This window comes from Cupriavidus phytohabitans (genome assembly GCF_017815025.1).
Lineage (GTDB): Bacteria > Pseudomonadota > Gammaproteobacteria > Burkholderiales > Burkholderiaceae > Cupriavidus.
Window position 1 is genome coordinate 46,254 of sequence record NZ_JAGIQB010000004.1, and the last position, 18,470, is coordinate 64,723.

General features: G+C 66.5%; 15 protein-coding genes and 1 pseudogene. 4 read left to right on the forward strand and 12 right to left on the reverse strand.

Going from position 1 to position 18,470, the window contains the following annotated elements; translation table 11 throughout:
* Positions 1–4 precede the first annotated feature (4 nt).
* The 7 genes from J8I34_RS03765 to J8I34_RS03795 form a co-directional block, all read right to left on the reverse strand.
* Positions 5–757, reverse strand: a complete 753-nt coding sequence (locus J8I34_RS03765; RefSeq protein ID WP_029045368.1) for a peptidylprolyl isomerase — start codon at positions 755–757, stop codon at positions 5–7.
* Between the two features lie 26 nt (positions 758–783).
* Positions 784–1,467 carry a respiratory nitrate reductase subunit gamma gene (gene narI, locus J8I34_RS03770; RefSeq protein ID WP_209805366.1) on the reverse strand — a complete coding sequence of 228 codons (684 nt, stop codon included), beginning with the start codon at positions 1,465–1,467 and terminating at the stop codon, positions 784–786.
* Positions 1,468–1,512: 45 nt separating this feature from the next.
* A complete protein-coding gene (narJ, locus tag J8I34_RS03775; RefSeq protein ID WP_029045370.1) occupies positions 1,513–2,178 on the reverse strand; it encodes a nitrate reductase molybdenum cofactor assembly chaperone in 666 nt (221 codons plus the stop codon).
* A gap of 27 nt (positions 2,179–2,205) precedes the next feature.
* Complete coding sequence (gene narH, locus J8I34_RS03780) at positions 2,206–3,756, reverse strand: nitrate reductase subunit beta (RefSeq protein WP_209805367.1); 1,551 nt, start codon at positions 3,754–3,756, stop codon at positions 2,206–2,208.
* Complete coding sequence (locus J8I34_RS03785) at positions 3,753–7,499, reverse strand: nitrate reductase subunit alpha (RefSeq protein ID WP_209805368.1); 3,747 nt, start codon at positions 7,497–7,499, stop codon at positions 3,753–3,755. Before J8I34_RS03785 ends, narH begins: the two co-directional genes overlap by 4 nt.
* A gap of 187 nt (positions 7,500–7,686) precedes the next feature.
* The gene (locus tag J8I34_RS03790; protein WP_029045373.1) at positions 7,687–9,072 is read right to left on the reverse strand and encodes a NarK family nitrate/nitrite MFS transporter; all 1,386 of its coding nucleotides are present in this window, start codon (positions 9,070–9,072) and stop codon (positions 7,687–7,689) included.
* 52 nt (positions 9,073–9,124) lie between these two features.
* On the reverse strand, positions 9,125–10,408 hold the full coding sequence (locus tag J8I34_RS03795) for an MFS transporter (protein ID WP_209805369.1): 1,284 nt from the start codon (positions 10,406–10,408) through the stop codon (positions 9,125–9,127).
* A 281-nt stretch (positions 10,409–10,689) separates the two neighbouring features.
* Between J8I34_RS03795 and J8I34_RS03800 the strand changes: the two genes are divergently transcribed.
* Complete coding sequence (locus J8I34_RS03800; protein WP_209805370.1) at positions 10,690–11,913, forward strand: NnrS family protein; 1,224 nt, start codon at positions 10,690–10,692, stop codon at positions 11,911–11,913.
* 9 nt (positions 11,914–11,922) lie between these two features.
* Here the strand turns inward: J8I34_RS03800 and J8I34_RS03805 are convergent, their stop codons facing one another.
* The gene (locus J8I34_RS03805; RefSeq protein WP_209805371.1) at positions 11,923–12,933 is read right to left on the reverse strand and encodes an AraC family transcriptional regulator; all 1,011 of its coding nucleotides are present in this window, start codon (positions 12,931–12,933) and stop codon (positions 11,923–11,925) included.
* Positions 12,934–13,362: 429 nt separating this feature from the next.
* Between J8I34_RS03805 and J8I34_RS03810 the strand changes: the two genes are divergently transcribed.
* Complete coding sequence (locus J8I34_RS03810; protein ID WP_371748036.1) at positions 13,363–14,052, forward strand: hypothetical protein; 690 nt, start codon at positions 13,363–13,365, stop codon at positions 14,050–14,052.
* 65 nt (positions 14,053–14,117) lie between these two features.
* On the opposite strand, the gene J8I34_RS03815 is transcribed toward J8I34_RS03810, so the two are convergent.
* A complete protein-coding gene (locus J8I34_RS03815; RefSeq protein WP_209771350.1) occupies positions 14,118–14,432 on the reverse strand; it encodes an H-NS histone family protein in 315 nt (104 codons plus the stop codon).
* 249 nt (positions 14,433–14,681) lie between these two features.
* Between J8I34_RS03815 and J8I34_RS03820 the strand changes: the two genes are divergently transcribed.
* Positions 14,682–15,092 carry a VOC family protein gene (locus tag J8I34_RS03820; RefSeq protein WP_029045379.1) on the forward strand — a complete coding sequence of 137 codons (411 nt, stop codon included), beginning with the start codon at positions 14,682–14,684 and terminating at the stop codon, positions 15,090–15,092.
* A gap of 126 nt (positions 15,093–15,218) precedes the next feature.
* Here the strand turns inward: J8I34_RS03820 and J8I34_RS03825 are convergent, their stop codons facing one another.
* Positions 15,219–16,613 (reverse strand): NCS2 family permease, encoded by a 1,395-nt coding sequence (locus J8I34_RS03825; RefSeq protein WP_209805372.1) that lies wholly within the window; start codon positions 16,611–16,613, stop codon positions 15,219–15,221.
* 478 nt (positions 16,614–17,091) lie between these two features.
* Between J8I34_RS03825 and J8I34_RS03830 the strand changes: the two genes are divergently transcribed.
* Positions 17,092–17,325 (forward strand): hypothetical protein, encoded by a 234-nt coding sequence (locus J8I34_RS03830; protein WP_029045381.1) that lies wholly within the window; start codon positions 17,092–17,094, stop codon positions 17,323–17,325.
* Between the two features lie 25 nt (positions 17,326–17,350).
* On the opposite strand, the pseudogene J8I34_RS03835 reads toward J8I34_RS03830, so the two are convergent.
* Together J8I34_RS03835 and J8I34_RS03840 are read right to left on the reverse strand one after the other, a co-directional pair.
* Positions 17,351–17,969: pseudogene (locus tag J8I34_RS03835) on the reverse strand (N-acetyltransferase).
* Between the two features lie 157 nt (positions 17,970–18,126).
* Positions 18,127–18,306 carry a glycosyl hydrolase gene (locus J8I34_RS03840; RefSeq protein ID WP_209805373.1) on the reverse strand — a complete coding sequence of 60 codons (180 nt, stop codon included), beginning with the start codon at positions 18,304–18,306 and terminating at the stop codon, positions 18,127–18,129.
* Positions 18,307–18,470 lie beyond the last annotated feature (164 nt).

An 18,470-nucleotide genomic window follows, 5' to 3' on the forward strand; every position in this document is an offset into this window, starting at 1 on the left:
GGCGCTACTGCACCAGCGGGCTGTCGGCGCCTTCCAGTTCGATGCCTTCGATGCGGGCGCGGCCGATCAGCAGGCTGGCGTACTGCTTCCAGGCGCGGTCGCGCGCCGCCGTGGCCAGCGCGCAGGCGATGTCGCCGCGCACGGCATCGAAGGGCAGGCGGGTGCCGGTGCAGCGCTCCAGGACGCGCACGATATGCAGCCCGAAACGGGTCTCGACCAGCTGCGGCAGCACGCCGTCATGCTGCGCGGCAAAGAGCGCGCGCTCGAACTCCGGCGCGGTCTCGCCGCGGAACACGCGGCCCAGGCGGCCGCCGTTGTTGCCGCTCGGGCAGTTCGACAACGCGCGGGCATGTTGCGCGAAGCTCGACGGATCGCCGCGCACCAGCGCCAGGGTTTGTGCCGCGATCTCGCGCAGCGCGTCCAGCGGCACGCGCGGCGTCACCTGGAACAGGATGTGGTCGGCCTCGACCCATTCGCCGTCGCGGAAGCGCTCCGGACGGCTGTCGTAATGGCGGCGGCAGCTGGCTTCGTCCGGCTCCGGGATGCCGGCCTCGCGTTCCAGCAACGCCATGGCGAGCGCATCGTCGTCGTGGCCGGGCACGCTCAGGCCGATGCGGCCGGCCTCTTCGCGCACCAGCAGGCGCAGGATGGCCGAGATCGTCGCCATCTTCGCGGGATTGGCCGCGTCGTGATGATGGTCCAGCTCGCGTTCGATATCGGCGTCGCGCAGTTCCACGCCGTTGACGGTGACAGGCATGTCGGTTCTCCTTGGGTCGGCGTGGGTCAGCGGCCGCGTACCAGCTGCCAGGCGCGGCCGACGTAGCCGACCGACGCAAAGCCGCTCCACACATGCACCAGCCGCGTGAACGGGAAGATCGCGAACAGCGTGATGCCCATGAACAGGTGCGCCTTGAACAGCAGCGGCGCGTCGGCGATATAGCTGGCGGCATCGCCGCGCAGCGTGACGAGGTGCTGGGCCCACGTCATCAGCTGCACCATCATGTGGCCGTCCATGTGGCTGGCCGATTCGAAGATGGTGGACAGGCCCAGCAGCAGCGTTACCAGCAACCACAGCAGCAGCACCTTGTCGCCGGTGCGGGTCACGGCGGACACGCGGGCATTGGTCAGGCGGCGGTGCAGCAGGATCAGCAGGCCGGCCAGGCACATGGTGCCCATCACGCCGCCGGCGGCCATCGCCACGCCTTGCTTGAAGCCGTGCGAGACACCCAGCGCGTCCCATACCGCCACCGGAGTCAGCAGGCCGACCAGGTGGCCGAAGGACAGGCCCAGGATGCCGACGTGGAACAGGATGTTGCCCATGCGCAGGTTGCCGCGGTAGAGCACCTGCGAGCTGTCGGTCTTCCAGGTGTACTGCTCGCGCTCGAAGCGGGCCAGGCTGCCGAACAGGAAGATGGCGGCAGCGATGTAGGGGTAGATGCCGTAGAGGAATTGATGAAGCGTTGCCATGGTGTTAGCCCAATGTCTGGTGTTCGGGTTGCCTTGCCGGGTGTTTCAGCAATGCGCGGGAACCGGCGCCGTGCCGCGCGGATAGAACTTCACCGCCTGCGGCCCGGCCTGCGGCGCCAGCAGCGGCTCCACGCCATCGGCGCCCGGACCGAAGGTCTCCAGCGCCTCGTCCATGTCCCGCACCGGCGGCTCCTGCTGCGGTTGCGGCTGCACGTCGGTCAGCGTGCGCAGCACGGCGAACACGCCGGCGTACGGGCTCTGGTTGCGCGCGAGCCGGTCGCCGATCGCGGCCAGCACGTGGATTGCCTCGCCCAGCAGGTACTCGGCGCGTTCGTCCTTGCCATCGGCGCTCAGCGCGCCGAGGAACTCCAGGAACAGCGGCACGTAGTCCGGCAGCTCCGACGCCGCCGGCTCGAAGCCGTCGCGCCGGTATTCGTCGATCAGGTCGACCATGGCCTGCCCGCGGTCGCGGCTTTCGCCGTGTACATGCTCGAACAGGTGCAGCGAGTGCGATGGGTTGCGGTCGAAGGTGGCGACATAGTTTTCCTGCAGCGTGATCAGCGTCTCGCCGCGCAGCATGCCGGTCACCGGCGCCAGCATGTCGCGCGCCTGCGGCCATTCGGCCAGGAGGGCGTCGATCTCGGGCAGCGCGTCAAGCAGGTCCTGCTCGGGATAGCCGAGCAGCGCGCTGAGGATGGGATAGAGGGACATGTTCTTCTCCGGTTCGTTCGCGAGCGCTCAGCTCATCACGGCCTTCTTGCGCGATTTGGGCATGTCGACAAAATGCACGCTGCCCTGCGGCTTCTTGCCGAACAGCGCGCCATCCGAGGTGCCGCCCGAGCAGCCGTTGCCGAAGGTGAAGCCGCAGCTGGCCTTGTCATTGAAGCTGTCCTCGACCATTTCCTTGTGCGAGGACGGGATCACGAAACGGTCCTCGTAGTTGGCGATGGCCATGGTCTTGTACATGTCCTCGACCTGCGCGGGCGTCAGGCCCACTTGCCTGAGCACGTCCAGGTCCTGCACGCCGTCCACCACCTGCGAGCGCTTGTAGGCGCGCATCGCCAGCATGCGGTCCAGTGCCGACAGCACCGGCATCACGTCGCCCGCGGTCAGCAGGTTGGCCAGGTACTTGACCGGGATGCGCAGGCTCTTGACGTCGGGGATGATGCCGTTCATGCCCATGTGGCCCGCTTCGGCCGCAGACTGGATCGGCGACAGCGGCGGGATGTACCAGACCATCGGCAGCGTGCGGTACTCCGGGTGCAGCGGGAAGGCGACCTTCCACTCGCACGCCATCTTGTAGACCGGCGACTTGCGCGCGGCATCGAGCCAGCCTTGCGGGATGCCCTGGCGCAGCGCCTCGGCCTGCACCGCCGGGTCGTGCGGGTCGAGGAACACGTCGAGCTGCGACTGGTACAGGTCGCGCTCGTCGGCCACCGACGCGGCCTGCTCGATGCGGTCGGCGTCGTACAGCATCACGCCGAGGTAGCGGATGCGGCCGACGCAGGTCTCGGAGCAGACCGTAGGCTGGCCGGCCTCGATGCGCGGATAGCAGAACAGGCATTTCTCGGCCTTGCCGCTCTGCCAGTTGAAATAGATCTTCTTGTACGGGCAGCCCGAGATGCACATGCGCCAGCCGCGGCACTTGTCCTGGTCGACCAGCACGATGCCGTCGTCCTCGCGCTTGTAGATCGAGCCGGAGGGGCACGAGGCCACGCAGGCCGGGTTCAGGCAGTGCTCGCACAGGCGCGGCAGGTACATCATGAAGGTGTTCTCGAAGGTCGAGTACATCTCCTTCTGCACGTCATCGAAGAGCTTGTCGCGGCCGCGCGAGCTGAACTCGCCGCCGAGGTCGTCTTCCCAGTTCGGGCCCCACTCGATCTTTTCCATCTTGCGGCCGGTCAGCACCGAGACCGGGCGCGCGGTCGGCGGGGTCTGCGACAGCGGCGCCTTCTGCAGGTGCTCGTAGTCGTAGGTGAAGGGCTCGTAGTACTCGTCGATCTGCGGCAGGTTGGGGTTGGCGAACAGGTTCGCCAGGATCTTCAGCTTGCCGCCCTGGCGCGGCTCCAGCGTGCCGTCGGCATTGCGCTTCCAGCCGCCCTGCCACTTGTCCTGGTTCTCCCATTCCTTGGGATAGCCGATGCCGGGCTTGGTCTCGACGTTGTTGAACCACGCGTACTCGACGCCGTCGCGGCTGGTCCAGACGTTCTTGCAGGTCACGGAGCAGGTATGGCAGCCGATGCACTTGTCGAGGTTCAGCACCATGGCCACCTGGGCGCGGATCTTCATTGCGTTGCTCCTTCCTTGTTCGATTCCACGAGCGGCCCTTCGAGCCAGTCGACCTTCTTCATCTTGCGCAGGATCACGAATTCATCGCGGTTGCTGCCCACGGTGCCGTAGTAGTTGAAGCCATAGGCCAGCTGCGCGTAGCCGCCGATCATGTGCGTGGGCTTGGTCACGGCGCGCGTGACCGAGTTATGGATGCCACCGCGCATGCCGCTGGTTTCGGCCCCGGGCACGTTCACGATCTTTTCCTGGGCGTGGTACATCAGGCACATGCCCTTCGGTACGCGCTGCGACACCACCACGCGAGCCGTCAGCGTGCCGTTGACGTTGAATACCTCGACCCAGTCGTTGTCGCGGATACCGTTGGCCTTGGCCTCGGCTTCCGAGATCCATACGTGCGGGCCGCCGCGCGACAGCGTCAGCATGCGCAGGTTGTCGGAGTAGGTGGAGTGGATGCCCCACTTCTGGTGCGGCGTGATCCAGTTCAGCACCAGTTCCGGGTTGCCGTTGGGCTTCTTGCCCAGCATCGGCGCCACGGTCTTGGTGTCGATGGCCGGCTTGTACACGCAGGCGCCTTCGCCGAAGTCCAGCATCCAGCGGTGGTCCTGGTAGAACTGCTGGCGGCCGGTCAGCGTGCGCCAGGGGATCAGCTCGTGCACGTTGGTGTAGCCGGCGTTGTAGCTAACCTCTTCCGACTCCAGCCCCGACCACGTCGGCGCGGAGATGATCTTGCGCGGCTGCGCCTGCACGTCGCGGAAGCGGATCTTGTCGTGCTCGCGCCCCTCCGCCAGGTGGGTGTGGTCGCGGCCGGTGATCTTCGACAGCGCTTCCCACGCCTTGACGGCAACGTGGCCGTTGGTTTCGGGCGCGAAGGTCAGGATCATCTCGGCGGCGTCGATTGCCGTTTCGAGCTTCGGCCGGCCGTGGCTCACGCCGGGCTCCGTCACCGTGTGGCTCAGATCGCCGATTTCCTTCACCTCATGCTGGGTATTCCAGTTGATGCCCTTGCCGCCATTGCCGAGCTTGTCGAGCAGCGGGCCGATCGAGGTGAATTTCTTGTAGATGTCCGCGTAGTTGCGCTCGACCACCGTCATCGACGGCGCGGTCTTGCCCGGGATCAGGTCGCACTCGCCGGCCTTCCAGTCCTTCGGCTCGAACGGCTGGCCCAGTTCGCCCGGGGTATCGTGCAGCAGCGGCGTGCAGACGAGGTCCTTGCGCGTGCCCAGGTACGGGCCGGCGATCTCGCTGAACTTCTTCGCGATGGCCTTGTAGATCTCCCAGTCGGTCTTGCTTTCCCACAGCGGCTGCACGGCTTCGGACAGCGGGTGGATGAAGGGGTGCATGTCGGACGTGTTGAGGTCGTCCTTCTCGTACCAGGTCGCCGTCGGCAGCACGATGTCGCCATACAGGCAGGTGGTGCTCATGCGGAAGTCCAGCACGGTCAGCAGGTCGAGCTTGCCTTCGGCGGCCGGGCGCACGGTGACTTCGCTCGGCGTGATCGCATCGTTTTCGTCGCCGAACACGGCGTTCTGGGTGCCGAGCAGGTACTTCAGGAAATACTCATGTCCCTTGCCAGAGCTGCCCAGGATGTTGGAGCGCCACACGAACATGTTGCGCGGGAAGTTGGCAGGATTGTCCGGATCATCGCAGGCAAACTGCAGTGCGCCCGACTTCAGTTGTTCGACGGTATAGGCCACCGGATCCTTGCCCGCTCGTTCGGCGGCGTCGACCACGTCAAGCGGATTGGTGCCGAGCTGCGGCGCCGACGGCAGCCAGCCCATGCGCTCGGACCTGGCGTTCAGGTCCAGCAGCGACAGGCCGTCATAACGCTTGCGGTCGGCGGTCGGCGACAGGATCTCGTCGACGGCCAGCTTCTCGTGGCGCCACTGGCTGGTGTGGTTGTAGAAGAACGAGGTGCCGTTCATCTGGCGCGGCGGGCGCGACCAGTCCAGGCCGAAGGCCAGCGGGGCCCAGCCGAATTGCGGGCGCAGCTTTTCCTGTCCGACATAATGGGCCCAGCCGCCGCCGCTCTTGCCGATGCAGCCGCACATCATCAGCAGGTTGACGATGCCGCGGTAGATCATGTCGTTGTGGTACCAATGGTTCAGCGCGGCACCGACGATCACCATGCTCTTGCCTTGCGTGCGGTCGGCGTTGTCGGCGAACTCGCGCGCCACCTGGATCACCAGGCGGGCCGGCACGGAGGTGTGCTTTTCCTGCCAGGCGGGAGTGTAGGGCACGTCGTCTTCATACGAGGTCGCCACATTGGGGCCGCCCAGGCCCTGGTCGACACCGTAGTTGGCCATCTGCAGGTCGTACACGGTCGCCACCAGCGCGGTGCTGCCGTCGGCCAGCGTGATGCGGCGCGCCGGCACGCGGCGGCGCAGCAGTTCGTCGTGTTCGCCGCCGAAATAGGGGAAGCCGACTTCCACCACCTCATCGTGGTGGCTGAGCAGCGACAGGCGCGGCTCGACCGCGCGGCCGCTGCCGCCGTCCTTCATTTCCAGGTTCCAGCGGCCCACCTTCTCGCCGCCGTTGTGCGCGGCCTCGCCCCAGCGGAAGCCGATCGAGCCGTTGGGTGCGACGATCTCGCCGGTGGCCTCGTCGATTTGCAGCGTCTTCCACTCGGGATGGTTGGCTTCGCCGAGGTTGTCGGCCAGGTTCGAGGCGCGCAGGAAGTGGTCGGGCACCAGCGTATCGCCGTTGTCCTGGTTCTGGCGCAGCAGCACCAGCATCGGCATGTCGGTGTACTGTCTGATGTAGTCGCGGAAGTAGGCGGACTTGCCGCTGGCGTGGAATTCCTTCAGCACCACATGGCCCATGGCCATCGCCAGCGCGGCATCGGTGCCTTGCTTCGGCGCCAGCCAGATATCGCCGAACTTGACCATCTCGCCGAAGTCGGAGGAGACGGCGACGGTCTTGGTGCCCTTGTAGCGGACTTCGGTGTAGAAGTGCGCGTCAGGCGTGCGCGTCTGCGGCACGTTGGAGCCCCACACCATCAGGTAGGTCGAGTTGTACCAGTCGGCCGATTCGGGCACGTCGGTCTGTTCGCCCCAGATCTGCGGGCTGGCCGGCGGCAGGTCGCAGTACCAGTCGTAGAACGACAGGCAGGCGCCGCCGAGCAGGCTCAGGTAGCGCGCGCCGGCGGCGTACGAGACCATCGACATGGCCGGGATCGGCGAGAAGCCGACCACGCGGTCCGGGCCGAACTTCTTCACGGTGAAGGCGTTGGCCGCGGCGATCATCTCGGTGGCGGTGTTCCAGTCGGCGCGCACGAAGCCGCCCTGGCCGCGCACGCTCTTGTAGCGCGCCGCCTTCTTCGGGTCCTGGCTGATCGATTCCCAGGCGGCGACCGGGTCCATGGTCTTGCGGGCCTCGCGCCACATCTCCATCAGGCGGCCGCGGATCATCGGGTACTTGACGCGCTGCGCGGAGTAGACGTACCAGCTGTACGACGCGCCGCGCGGACAGCCGCGGGGCTCGTGGTTGGGCAGGTCCGGGCGCGTGCGCGGGTAGTCGGTCTGCTGCGTTTCCCAGGTGATCAGGCCGTTCTTCACGTAGACCTTCCAGGAGCAGGAGCCGGTGCAGTTCACGCCGTGGGTGGAGCGCACGATCTTGTCGTGCTGCCAGCGGCTGCGGTAGCCGTCTTCCCACTTGCGGTCTTCGTTCACCACCGCGCCGTGGCCGTCCGCATAGGTGGACTTGACGCGCGACATGAACTTCAGTCGATCCAGGAAATGACTCATTTGCTTGTTCTCCGCGAGGCTTTTCTGCGGCGCTCCGGAGGATGCGGGAGCGTTTGCAGGGACACCTTGAGCTTATGGGGGAGCGGGGCGGCAGCCAATTCGCTGGTGGAACTGCCGCCGCATGGCGATCGGGGGAGGTGCCGGGCGCGGGACTAGTTCCGAAGAACTAGTCCGGCCGGCAAGGGGGTCAGCAGGGCATCGGCGCGTTGCGGCGCGCGTAGTACCACCACGTCACCAGCACGCAGCTGACATAGAAGGCGATGAAGCAGTACAGCGCGGTATCCGGTGCGCCGGTCAGCTCCAGCGAGGTGCCGAAGCTCTTGGGGATGAAGAATCCGCCGTACGCGCCGATTGCCCCGGAGAAGCCCAGCACCGCGGCGGATTCCTTGGCGGCATCCTGCAGCGCCTGGCGTTGCGCGATGTCGCCCTTGCCCCTGGCGGCGCGCTGGCGCTCGGTCAGGAAGATCACCGGGATCATGCGGAAGGTCGAACCGTTGCCGATGCCGGTCAGCGCGAACAATGCGATGAAGGCCGCGAGGAAGTAGGTGAAGTTGCCGCCGGCGCCGTCATGCGGCAGCGCTGCCAGCACGGCGAACACCGCCGCGATCATGCCGACGAAGGTCCAAAGCGTGACGCGCGCACCGCCGAGCTTGTCGGAGATCCAGCCGCCCACCGGACGCGTCAGGGCACCCACCAGCGGCCCCAGGAAGGCATAGGCGGTGGGGTTCACGCCTGGGAACTGCGACTTGGTCAGCAGCGCCAGCCCGGCCGAGAAGCCGATGAACGAGCCGAAGGTGCCCACGTACAGCCAGCACATCAGCCAGTTGTGCTTGCGCTTGAAGATCACGGCCTGCTCGGCGAACGACGCCTTTGCATCGGCGATGTCATGCATGCCGAACCACGCGGCCAGTGCCGACACCACGATGAACGGCACCCAGATAAAGCCGGCGTTCTGCAGCCACAGGTTCTGCGTGGTGCCGTTGGCCTGGTATTGCTGCGGCTCGCCGCCGAGCGCGCCGAACACCACCAGCGACACCACCAGCGGCGTGACGAACTGCACCACCGACACGCCCAGGTTGCCGATGCCGGCATTCAGCCCGGTGGCCAGTCCCTTCTTCGCCTTGGGGAAGAAGAAGCTGATATTGGCCATCGACGAGCTGAAGTTGGCGCCGCCCAGCCCGCACAGCAGCGCCAGCACCAGCAGCGTGGGATAGCCCGTGGACGGGTCGCGCAGCGCGAAGCCCATGCCCAGCGCGGGGATCAGCAGCAGCGCGGTGGAGATCGCGGTGAAGCGGCGCCCGCCGAACACCGGCACCAGGAAGGAATAGAAGATGCGCAGTGTGGCGCCGGATAGCGCCGGCAGCGCGGTCAGCCAGAACAGCTGGTTCTTGGTGAACTGGAAGCCGGCGCGGTCGAGGTTGACGGCGACCACGCTCCACAGCATCCAGACCACGAACGCCAGCATCAGCGCGGGGATCGAGATCCACAGGTTGCGATAGGCGATGCGCTCGCCCTCGCTTTGCCAGAACGCCACGTTCTCGGGCTCCCAGCGGGTGAGTACGGATGAGGTCATGATAGGTGTGCCTTGGTGGTGAAAGCGCGGAGGCGCGGTTGGAGGTGAGCAATCAGGCTGCTGCCTGTGTCAGGCCGACGGCCTGTGCCTTGCGCTGGCGTTCAGCGCGCTGGCTGTAGTGCATCCACACCAGGCTCACGCATACCGTGCCGTACATCAGCATGAAGCAGCTGCTGCGCACGCCGGTCAGGTCGGCCAGCATGCCGAACAGGATCGGCAGGATGAAGCCGCCCAGGCCGCCGGCCAGGCCGACCACGCCGGAAACCGCGCCGATGTTGTGCGTGAAATCGTTGGAGATGAACTTGAATACCGAGGCCTTGCCGATGGCGAAGGCGATGCCGACCACGAACAGCAGGATGGTGAATACCGTGGGCGTCAGCGCGATGCGGAAGCCTTGCGGGCCGCTGGTGGTCTGGACGATGAAGTCGGTCTGCGGATAGCTCAGCAGGAAGAAGCCGACCCAGCTCAGCCACATCACCCACCAGGTGGTGCGGTGTGCGCCGTAGCGGTCGGAGATCCAGCCGCCGATGGCGCGCAGCACGCCGCCGGGCAGGGAGAAGCAGGCGGCCAGGAAGGCGGCGGTCCTGATGTCGAAGCCGTACTCGCCGATGTAGTACTTGGTCATCCAGAGCGACAGGCCGACATAGCCGCCGAACACCACCGAGTAGTACTGCGAATAGCGCCACACGCGCGGGTCGCGCATGACCGCCAGCTGCTCGCGCCAGCCCACGCCGGACTTGACCACGTGCGCCGGGTTGCTGCGCGAGAACACCCAGAACAGCAGCGCGGTGACGAGCATCGCCACCGAATACACGCGCGGGACGATGGTCCAGGTGCCGGCCGCCAGGATCATCGCCGGCGCGACGAACTTGGTCAGCGCCGCGCCCGAGTTGCCGGCGCCGAAGATGCCCATCGCCAGGCCCTGGCGCGAGCGCGGGAACCAGCGCGCCACGTAGGGTGTGCCGACCGAGAAAGAGCCGCCCGCGAGCCCGACGAACAGGCCCAGCACCAGCAGTTGCCACAGGCTGTGCGCGTAGGAGATCAGCCAGATCGGGATCACCGTCGCCAGCATCAGCGCGAAGAAGACGATGCGGCCGCCGAAGCGGTCGGTCCAGATGCCCAGCGGCACGCGGATCAGCGAGCCGCTCAGCACCGGCGTGGCTGCAAGCAGGCCGAATTCCGTGTCGTTGAGGCCGAGTTGCTGCTTGAGCGGGATGCCGAGGACGGCGAACAGCATCCAGACGGCAAAGCAGATGGTGAATGCGAAAGTACTGGACGCCAGCGTTATTGCCGCGCCGGCCGGAACGGGTTCCAGCGCGCGTGTTTGGGTGGCCATGGCCATGCTCCTGTGTCAACTTTGGCGGGGGTGATGCCAGAGTAGGGGCCGCCACTGGTGCTGCCTATTCGCCGGCAGCACAGCGCGCCACATGTAACGATCTGTCGTTGGAGTTAGTTCTACCGGCGGAGGTTGGTGGCGCGGCGCTGGTGCTATCGTGATTGCGGCACGCATGGCACCCGTTTGCGTGCTTGCGGCAATCCTGCGCCAGATCAAGAATCTGACGTATGCCGCCCCGGCACTGCCGGATTCACCAGAGATACCGACCCGTTCCGCCCGCCATGGAAACCATCCCGATCCTTCCTCCCCGGCCATCGCCCTCGGGCAAGACACCTGCCGGACCGCCGCCACGCGGCTTCGCCTTGTTCGCGCTGGGGTTCCGGCCGTTCTACCTGGGCGGCGCGGCCTTTGCCGCGCTGGCAATCGCGGCATGGTCAGCAATGCTCGCGGGAATGCAGTCGGTCGGGTCGGCGCCGGTGCTGCCCGCGATGTTCTGGCACGCGCACGAGATGGTGTTCGGCTTTGCCGCGGCGATCGTGGTGGGCTTCCTGTTCACGGCGGGACGCGCCTGGACCGGCCAGCCGACGCCGACCGGCGCGGCGCTTGCGGTGCTGTTCCTGCTGTGGCTAGCGGGACGCGTTGGCATGTGGGTGGTGCCGGGCACCATTGCCTTCGCTATTGAAGGCGCATTCCTGCCGCTGGCTGCGCTGGCCTTCACGCGCACGCTGGCCAGGGCCGGCAACCGGCGCAACTACCCGCTCGCGCTGGCGCTGTGGCTGCTCGCCGTGGCCAACATCGCCGCACTGTGGCTGCAGGCCGGCGGGCATGACGCTGCGGCGCTGCATGCCTGTCGCGCCGGCGTGGCGCTGGTGACGCTGTTCGTGGTGGTGATCGGCGGCCGCGTGATCCCCATGTTCACCACCAACGCGATTCCCGGCTTCCGCCTGCGGCAGTACCAGCAGGTCGATCGGATGGTGATCCCGGCGACGGTGCTGGGGCTGGCCTCGGGATTGCTGCCGTTGCCGGGATGGCTGGCCGCGGCGCTGTCCCTGCTCGCCGCCGGCGTGCTGGCGCTGCGCGTGGCGGGATGGCGCGGCTATGCGGTCGGCAACCGGCCACTGCTGTGGGTGCTGCACCTCGCCTATGCATGGCTGCCGGTAGCGTTGCTGCTGCAGGCACTCGGTGCGCTGGGCCTGGTGATGGCCGGGCTGGCGACCCATGCGTTCACGGTGGGCGTGCTCGGCGTGGCCATCATCGCCATGATCACGCGCACCGCGCTGGGCCACACCGGGCGCATGCTGGTAGCCGGCCGCACGGAAACGGTGGCGTACTGGCTGATTGCCATGGCCGCGGTATTGCGTGTATTCGGTCCGATGGCGTGGCCCGCCGGCTACCTGCACTGGATCTGGGGCGCCGGGGCGTGCTGGGTGGCAGGGTTCGGCCTCTATGCACTGGCCTATGCGCCGCGGCTTGCGCGCCCACGGGTGGACGGCAAGCCGGGTTGAACCAGAGGATCAGGGGCAAGCGTGCGCCGCCGAGCGCCGGTAGTCGCCCGGTGTCATGCCCGTCCAGCGGCGGAAGGCGCGGAAGAACGAATTGGCATCGTCGAAGCCGAGCCGGAAAGCGATTTCTCCGAGTGACATATTGCCCTCGGTCAGGTATCGCCCGGCCAGCTCGCGACGCACATCCTCGCACAACGCGCGGAAGCCCGTGCCTGCCGCCATCAGCCGGCGTTGCAGCGTGCGTTCGCTGATGTCGAGGTGGCGCGCCACCGCGGCCAGGCTCAGCGCGCGCACGCCGGCCAGCTGGTGCAGGGCGGCGCGCACGTCGTCCAGCGATGCCGCCGCGTGCCGTGCGTCGCGCGTGGCGGCGGACGCCGCCGGCCGGCTGTGGGCGCGGGCGACCAGGCGCAGCGCCAGGTCGCGCCGGCCGAACACGATCGCGTCTTCCGGCTCCCCAAAGCGCACCGGGCAATCGAAGGCCTCGGTATAGCGCAGGTGCCAGTCGGGCTGGCCGATGCGCAGCGAGACCCGCAGCGGATGCAGCGGCTTGCGCGTGAACTGGCGCCCGAAGGCCAGCAGCGAGCACAACTCCATGTCGATGCGCGGGCGGGTGTCAGGCGCCTCCGGTTCGCTCGGGCGGATACAGACCCAGGCCTCTTCGCCCTGCCGGCGCAGTTCGATGCGGTCGCCCATCATCAGCTTCTGGTAGCGTGCGATCCGCCGCAGCGCCGTGCCCAGCGACGGGCCCGCCATGGCCGGCATGCCTGCCAGGCCTAGCAGGTCGGGCTGCATCCGGCTGCCCAGCCACAGGCCGATGGCGGGATCGCCGGTGGCCCGGTAGACCGCGCACAGCAGGTGGCTCGCCTCCTGGGGCCCGGCCTCGGACGTGTCCGGGGTGGAAGAGGTTTCGGGATCGGATTCCGGAGCAGGCACGAGCGCCGACACGTCGTAACCGCCTTCACGCAGCGCGTGCAGCAGGTCACGAGGGAACGGCCTGGCCTGGATTGGCTCTTGTAGTGGCATCGTTATTGGCTGGCAAATCGGCGCAAGGCGCCTGTGCTAGCCCCCGGTAAGACTGAGATTACGCGGTGGTCGCGGCGCCTTCAAGGGCACGCGGGGGGAAGATGTGTGGTCAAGGCAGCGCAACCAGCGGGCTGGCAAGGGGCGGGGCGCGGCTCTGCGGGAGGGCGTCGACCGGGGGTAACGAGGGTCGATGCGCGGGTCAATACAGCTGTTGCCTAAAATTTGTGCGGTCCGGTGCGTTTCCGCACAGACCAAGGCTTCCGGGGAGGAGGCGGGCAGGATATCCACAGATTCTGTGGATATCACGGCAGGGTTTTCAACATGGGTTTGTGCGGCTGCCGGAATCCGCCGGAAACCGGTATGCTGCACAGTTTTGGGGGCAGGGTAACCCTGCGCAAGCGGTGACGGTGTCTGCACCGGATTCCGTTCGTGCCGATATCGCGCATGATCCTGGTCTATCTTCGCGGAAGTTGCCGCTTTCCTGCTGCCAGCTTTCTCGACTGGCATAACCGCAATGCCAAACTGCCTGCCGCCATGCGCCATGAACGGTCGTCCGCAGTGCCCTCTCGCCTGACATGCCTGGCCACCTTGGCCGCGAGCGCGACGCTATGTGGCTGCGTGGCGCAATACCGGGTGCCGTCGGGCGCCCCCACGGCCAGCGTGCGGTTGCTGACCAATACCGAAGAAATCACCTCATTCGCGGTGGTCGACCCGGCCAGGTGCCCGGTGCCGGCACGGCCGCTGGTCCTGGCTGGCACGGGCAAGCAGTTGTCGGCAATGGGCCGGGAGCGCGAGCTGGGCCTGCCGGGGCGCTCACCCGAGCCGCCGGCACGCACGCGCGAACGTCTGGTCGAGGCAGGCCGGCGCATCTACGTGGCCGTGACCTCCGTCGCCGAGCCGCCGTTGCCGGAGCAGCGTTGCGCGGCCGGGGTGTCGTTCGTGCCAGCGCCGGGGGCGCTCTATGAAATCCGGTATCAGCGTGACGAGGCCGCGAGCCAGTGCTCGGCGCAGGTATTGCGGATGCAGCCACTGGAAGGTGGCGGCGCGCGCCTGACGGCGGAGCCGACGCAGAAGGGATTCCGCGCGCTGCGCAAGGAGTATGTGTGCCAGACGCTGTGACGGCGCCCTGGGCGGGGGCGGAACGATAGCGCGCAGGCAGGCCCTCGCCTGCCCGGCGGGCGGGATTACTGCTCGATCAGGAAGCGCTCGGGGCGCTTGCCCAGCCATGCCGGGGCGCGGCCACGGCCGGACCAGGTCTTGCCGGTCTTGGGATCCATGTACTTGGGCGGCAGCGCCGAGCCCGAAGCCGTCTTCTTGACGGCGGAACCCGCGGGGCGGCCGCGCTTGCGCCGGGGCATGATGTCTTCCGCGGTCAGGCCATATTCGGTCATCAGTTCGCGGATTTTGTCGATCACGCCGGCGACTTCCGTCGCGCGCACTTCATTCAGCTTCGCTTCCAGCGCTTCCTTCTCAGCCAGGAGTTGCTTGTATGTCGCCATTTATTTCCCCTTTCTGCAATTAGGCCGCTGCATGGTACTAGAACTTCAGGCCGCGGTTGACATAAAAATTTTACAAAAAATAACGGGGATTGCACGGATTGATTGGTCGTTGAGTGCCATTGCGGCGCCCGTACTGCGGCAAATGGCAATGCCGCCGCTCCAATTTCCGCCAAAGGAAAAAAGCTGGAGCTGCCGGTTTTTGCACCTAGACTGGTTCTCTGCATTGCGCAACCTTTCCGCGGAGACGTCATGAACCAGCAGATCTTTGTCAATTTGCCAGTACGCGACCTGCAAGAGTCGATCTCGTTCTTTACCAGTCTTGGATTTACCTTCAATCCCCAATTTACCGATGACACCGCCACCTGCATGGTCGTTGGCGAGAACATTTTCGTGATGCTGCTGACCGAAGCCAAGTTTCGCAGCTTTTCGCCGAATGACATTTGCGATGCGCGCAAATTCACCGAAGTGCTGGTTTGCCTGTCGATGGAAAGCCGTGCGCGCGTCGATGAAATGGTGAATGCCGCAGTGACCGCGGGCGGCAATACCTACAAGCCGCCGATGGACCTGGGATTTATGTACGGGCATGGCTTCCAGGACCTCGATGGCCATGTCTGGGAACTGGTGTACATGGATACGGCGGCAATGCAGGGGGCGCAGTAATTTGCGCACCAAAAAAACAGCCCGGGAAAGCAGGAAGCCCGGGCTTGAAATCCACCTGGATCGCGGTGGAGGAGACAACTTGTCGTGGACGTCCCGGGCCGGTTGCCCGGGATGCGTCAGGCAGGATCAGATCGCCCAGCCGCCGGCATAGAAGGCTGCCAGCACCACCGCGATGGCGACGGTGCCGACATTGAGCTTGCGCCCTTCGCCGGCGATCACGCGGCCGACCACCAGGGTGCAGAAGCCCAGCATGATGCCGGTGACGATATTGCAGGTCAGCACGATAAACACCGCACAGACCAGGCCGGCCAGCGCATCGACCAGGTCATCCATATGCAGGCGGCTGACGCTGGACAGCATCAGCAGGCCCACGTACATCAGCGCCGGCGCGGTGGCGTACGACGGCACCAGTGCCGCCAGCGGCGAGAAGAACATCACCGCCACGAACAGCAGGCCCACCACCACGGCGGTCAGGCCGGTCTTGGCGCCCGCGGCCACGCCGACCGTCGATTCGATATAGGCCGCGGCCGGTGCGCCGCCAAAGAAGCCGGAGAAGATCGAGCTGACCGAGTCCGCCGTCAGCGCGCGGCCGCCGTTGTGGATATGGCCGGCGGCGTTGAGTTGCCCGGCTTGCCCGGCCACGGCGCGGATGGTGCCGGTGGCGTCGAACACGGCGGTCATCACCAGCGCCAGCACGCTCGGCAGTACCGCCGCGGTCAGCGCGCCGCGCAGATCCATCGCGCCGATCAGCGATGCGTGGCCCGGTGCGCTCAGCGACGGCAGCGCGAACACGCCGGTGAACTTCACCGCCGGATCGAAGACAAGGCCTAGTGCAGAGATCGCGATGATCACCAGCAGGATGCCTCCCGGCACCTTGCGCCGCTCCAGGCCGAAGATCGCTGCCAGGCCCAGCACCGACATCACCACCGGGAACGAGGTGATCTTGCCCAGCGCGACCGGCAGGCCGGGGTGGGTGTTCTTGACCACGAGGCCGACTTCGTTGGAGGCGATCAGCAGCAGGAACAGGCCGATGCCGATGCCCGTGCCATGTGCCACGCCCGCCGGCAGGTTGCGCAGGATCCAGGAGCGCACCCCGGTCACCGAGATCGCGGTGAAGATCAAGCCCATCAGGAACACCGCGCCGAGCGCGACCGCCGGGGACAGGCCCTGGCCCAGCACCAGGCCGAAGGCCATGAACGCGGTCAGCGAAATGGCGCAGCCGATTGCGATCGGCAGCTTGGCCCACAGGCCCATCAGCAGCGAGCCGAAGGCGGTGGTCAGGCACACCGCGACAAAGACCGCGCTGGTGTCGAAGCCGGCCTTGCCCAGCATGCCGGGCACGACGAAGACCGCATAGACCATTGCCATGAAGGTGGTGATGCCCGCCACCACTTCCTTGCGCTGGGTGCTGCCGCGCGCGCTGATCTCGAAATAGGCGTCGAGCCGGTTCCGGACCTCGGGAACGTTGGGGCGTGCCGCATCGGCTTCCGTCGCCGACGACGGATAGGGCTGCTCGATCATGATGAACTGTCTCCTTGCAGGGGCTCTGCAACGTCCGTCGTGCGGTGCGTCGTCAGGCTTGTCTCACGTGGTTCTGGCTGTTTTGGGCTGCAGGCCTGGAGCCTCGCCAACCCGCTCTTATCGGTGTGCCGGCTTGTCGTTGCCTTCTTGTGCGGGCGTGATCTGGGCAAGGCTGAAGGCTAGGTGAGCGCGAGGGACTCGTCATAACCGCAGCAGAATGCGCGGCATGCGTGGAGGGGAATACCGGATGTGGTGGATGGTTATCTTCGAGGCCCAAACCATCGCCAGGTGGCGCACGGGGCGCAGGCCATTATCACCCGCGCCATATACGGCATATAGGGAATGACCCGGATGCCGAGCAAGGTACTTCGCTATACTAGGGATAACCCTTAATTGCCTCGCGCGGCTGGCCGAAATCCGGTCAGCTGTGCATTGCGAGGCACTGAACATTCCTCCGATCCGGAAAAGGAAACATGCCATGCAAGTGCTCGCTGATACGCTTTATCGTCAACCCGCCCAAGCCACATCGCAGTCCAAGTCCCACGCCAGGCCCACCGTCCGTGCTACCGCCGAACCAGCGCGCGAGGTCGATTACTATGCCCGCATGGGCAGCGGCCGCTCACTGGCGGCCCGTGTACGTGAGTACTTCGCCCGCGGCTGGACGCTCTACCTTGACAACGCGCGTGCTGCGGCGCCGCTGATCCACCTCTAAAGCCGCTTCCGTGGCGCGCCGGTGCTCAGTACATGCCGGTACGCGCCATGAATGCCTGCAGGGTCCAGCCACGACCCAGCAGCAGCCGGCGCGTGTGCAGGTCTTCGCGCTCCCGGGGGCTCACCGTCTCGCCCAGCCATGTCAGCGTCTTCTGGCGCAGGTCGACATAGCCGCCGGGGTAATCCGCGCCAAGGACTTGCCATAGCGCATGCGCGCCGGCCGACTGGCGGGCGCCGCTCAGCAGGCACAGCCCGCCGTCCAGCGCCCAGCGGTATAGCGCCCCGGCCAGGCCGCAGCGCTGGTAAGCGGGCGCAAACTTCGTATGCGGCGCGCACCCATGGATCGGCGCGCCGGCCTACCTCGATCAGGCGGTTGAACACGGTATAGCCGGCCAGGCGCCGCTGCATCACATCTTCCACATACACGTAGTACTCGCCGTCGGCTTCGCGGTAGCGCATCCGCAGCGCCGGTGTGCCTGTCGGCAGCGCCGGCATGTCGTGCAGGCGGTCGCCGGGACGGTGGATGCGATCGTGGAGCAAGCCCAGTTCGCGCTCGATCTGCCCCGGGGCGAGTTCCACGTCGATGCGCAATGCCAGCGGACGCGTCAGGGCCGGCACCAGGCTCAGTGAAGGAAACGGGACCATGGCGCGCCTCAGGTTTCGAGGAGCAGGTAAAGGGCGGCAAGCGCCGCCATGGCAAGAAGGGTCTGGCGGTAGAGCTGAGGCATGACTGGCTTTCTCCTGGCTGCATGATCAAGCGGAAGCCGGATGGCAATCCGCGCCATGTGCCGTGCGGGGAAGCTCAGGTCTGCTGGAGGGTAGTGTCCCGAGCTGCCCGCACGGCCAGGAAAAGCACGGCGCTGCGGACCTCGCCGTGGGCGGCGTGGTCAATGGCGTAGCCCGGTTGCTGCGCGGTCACGGCGAACGCCGCCGCCGGCAGGGCCGGGCGGTTCAATGCGGCGAAGCGGAGGATGCGAGACATCGGACGTGGTGAGTCGGAATCGGGGGAACCATGCTTATGCCATATTTGTGCGGCGATGTCCAGCTAACGTGCCGATATCCGCTTTTATCTGCTGCCTACCCACTCGCTTGATGAAGGGCGGCGCGGTTTTCGGGACGGTGCCGGCGCCAATCTCAATTGTGAAC

Excerpts from the sequence above, each read along its gene's own strand:
- J8I34_RS03785 (WP_209805368.1), bottom strand. The coding sequence starts at position 7,499 with ATGAGTCATTTCCTGGATCGACTGAAGTTCATGTCGCGCGTCAAGTCC.
- narI (WP_209805366.1), bottom strand. The coding sequence starts at position 1,467 with ATGGCAACGCTTCATCAATTCCTCTACGGCATCTACCCCTACATCGCT.
- narJ (WP_029045370.1), bottom strand. The coding sequence starts at position 2,178 with ATGTCCCTCTATCCCATCCTCAGCGCGCTGCTCGGCTATCCCGAGCAG.
- J8I34_RS03805 (WP_209805371.1), bottom strand. The coding sequence starts at position 12,933 with ATGCCACTACAAGAGCCAATCCAGGCCAGGCCGTTCCCTCGTGACCTG.
- J8I34_RS03800 (WP_209805370.1), top strand. The coding sequence starts at position 10,690 with ATGGAAACCATCCCGATCCTTCCTCCCCGGCCATCGCCCTCGGGCAAG.
- J8I34_RS03795 (WP_209805369.1), bottom strand. The coding sequence starts at position 10,408 with ATGGCCACCCAAACACGCGCGCTGGAACCCGTTCCGGCCGGCGCGGCA.
- narH (WP_209805367.1), bottom strand. The coding sequence starts at position 3,756 with ATGAAGATCCGCGCCCAGGTGGCCATGGTGCTGAACCTCGACAAGTGC.
- J8I34_RS03790 (WP_029045373.1), bottom strand. The coding sequence starts at position 9,072 with ATGACCTCATCCGTACTCACCCGCTGGGAGCCCGAGAACGTGGCGTTC.
- J8I34_RS03815 (WP_209771350.1), bottom strand. The coding sequence starts at position 14,432 with ATGGCGACATACAAGCAACTCCTGGCTGAGAAGGAAGCGCTGGAAGCG.
- J8I34_RS03820 (WP_029045379.1), top strand. The coding sequence starts at position 14,682 with ATGAACCAGCAGATCTTTGTCAATTTGCCAGTACGCGACCTGCAAGAG.
- J8I34_RS03825 (WP_209805372.1), bottom strand. The coding sequence starts at position 16,613 with ATGATCGAGCAGCCCTATCCGTCGTCGGCGACGGAAGCCGATGCGGCA.
- J8I34_RS03840 (WP_209805373.1), bottom strand. The coding sequence starts at position 18,306 with ATGTCTCGCATCCTCCGCTTCGCCGCATTGAACCGCCCGGCCCTGCCG.
- J8I34_RS03830 (WP_029045381.1), top strand. The coding sequence starts at position 17,092 with ATGCAAGTGCTCGCTGATACGCTTTATCGTCAACCCGCCCAAGCCACA.
- J8I34_RS03765 (WP_029045368.1), bottom strand. The coding sequence starts at position 757 with ATGCCTGTCACCGTCAACGGCGTGGAACTGCGCGACGCCGATATCGAA.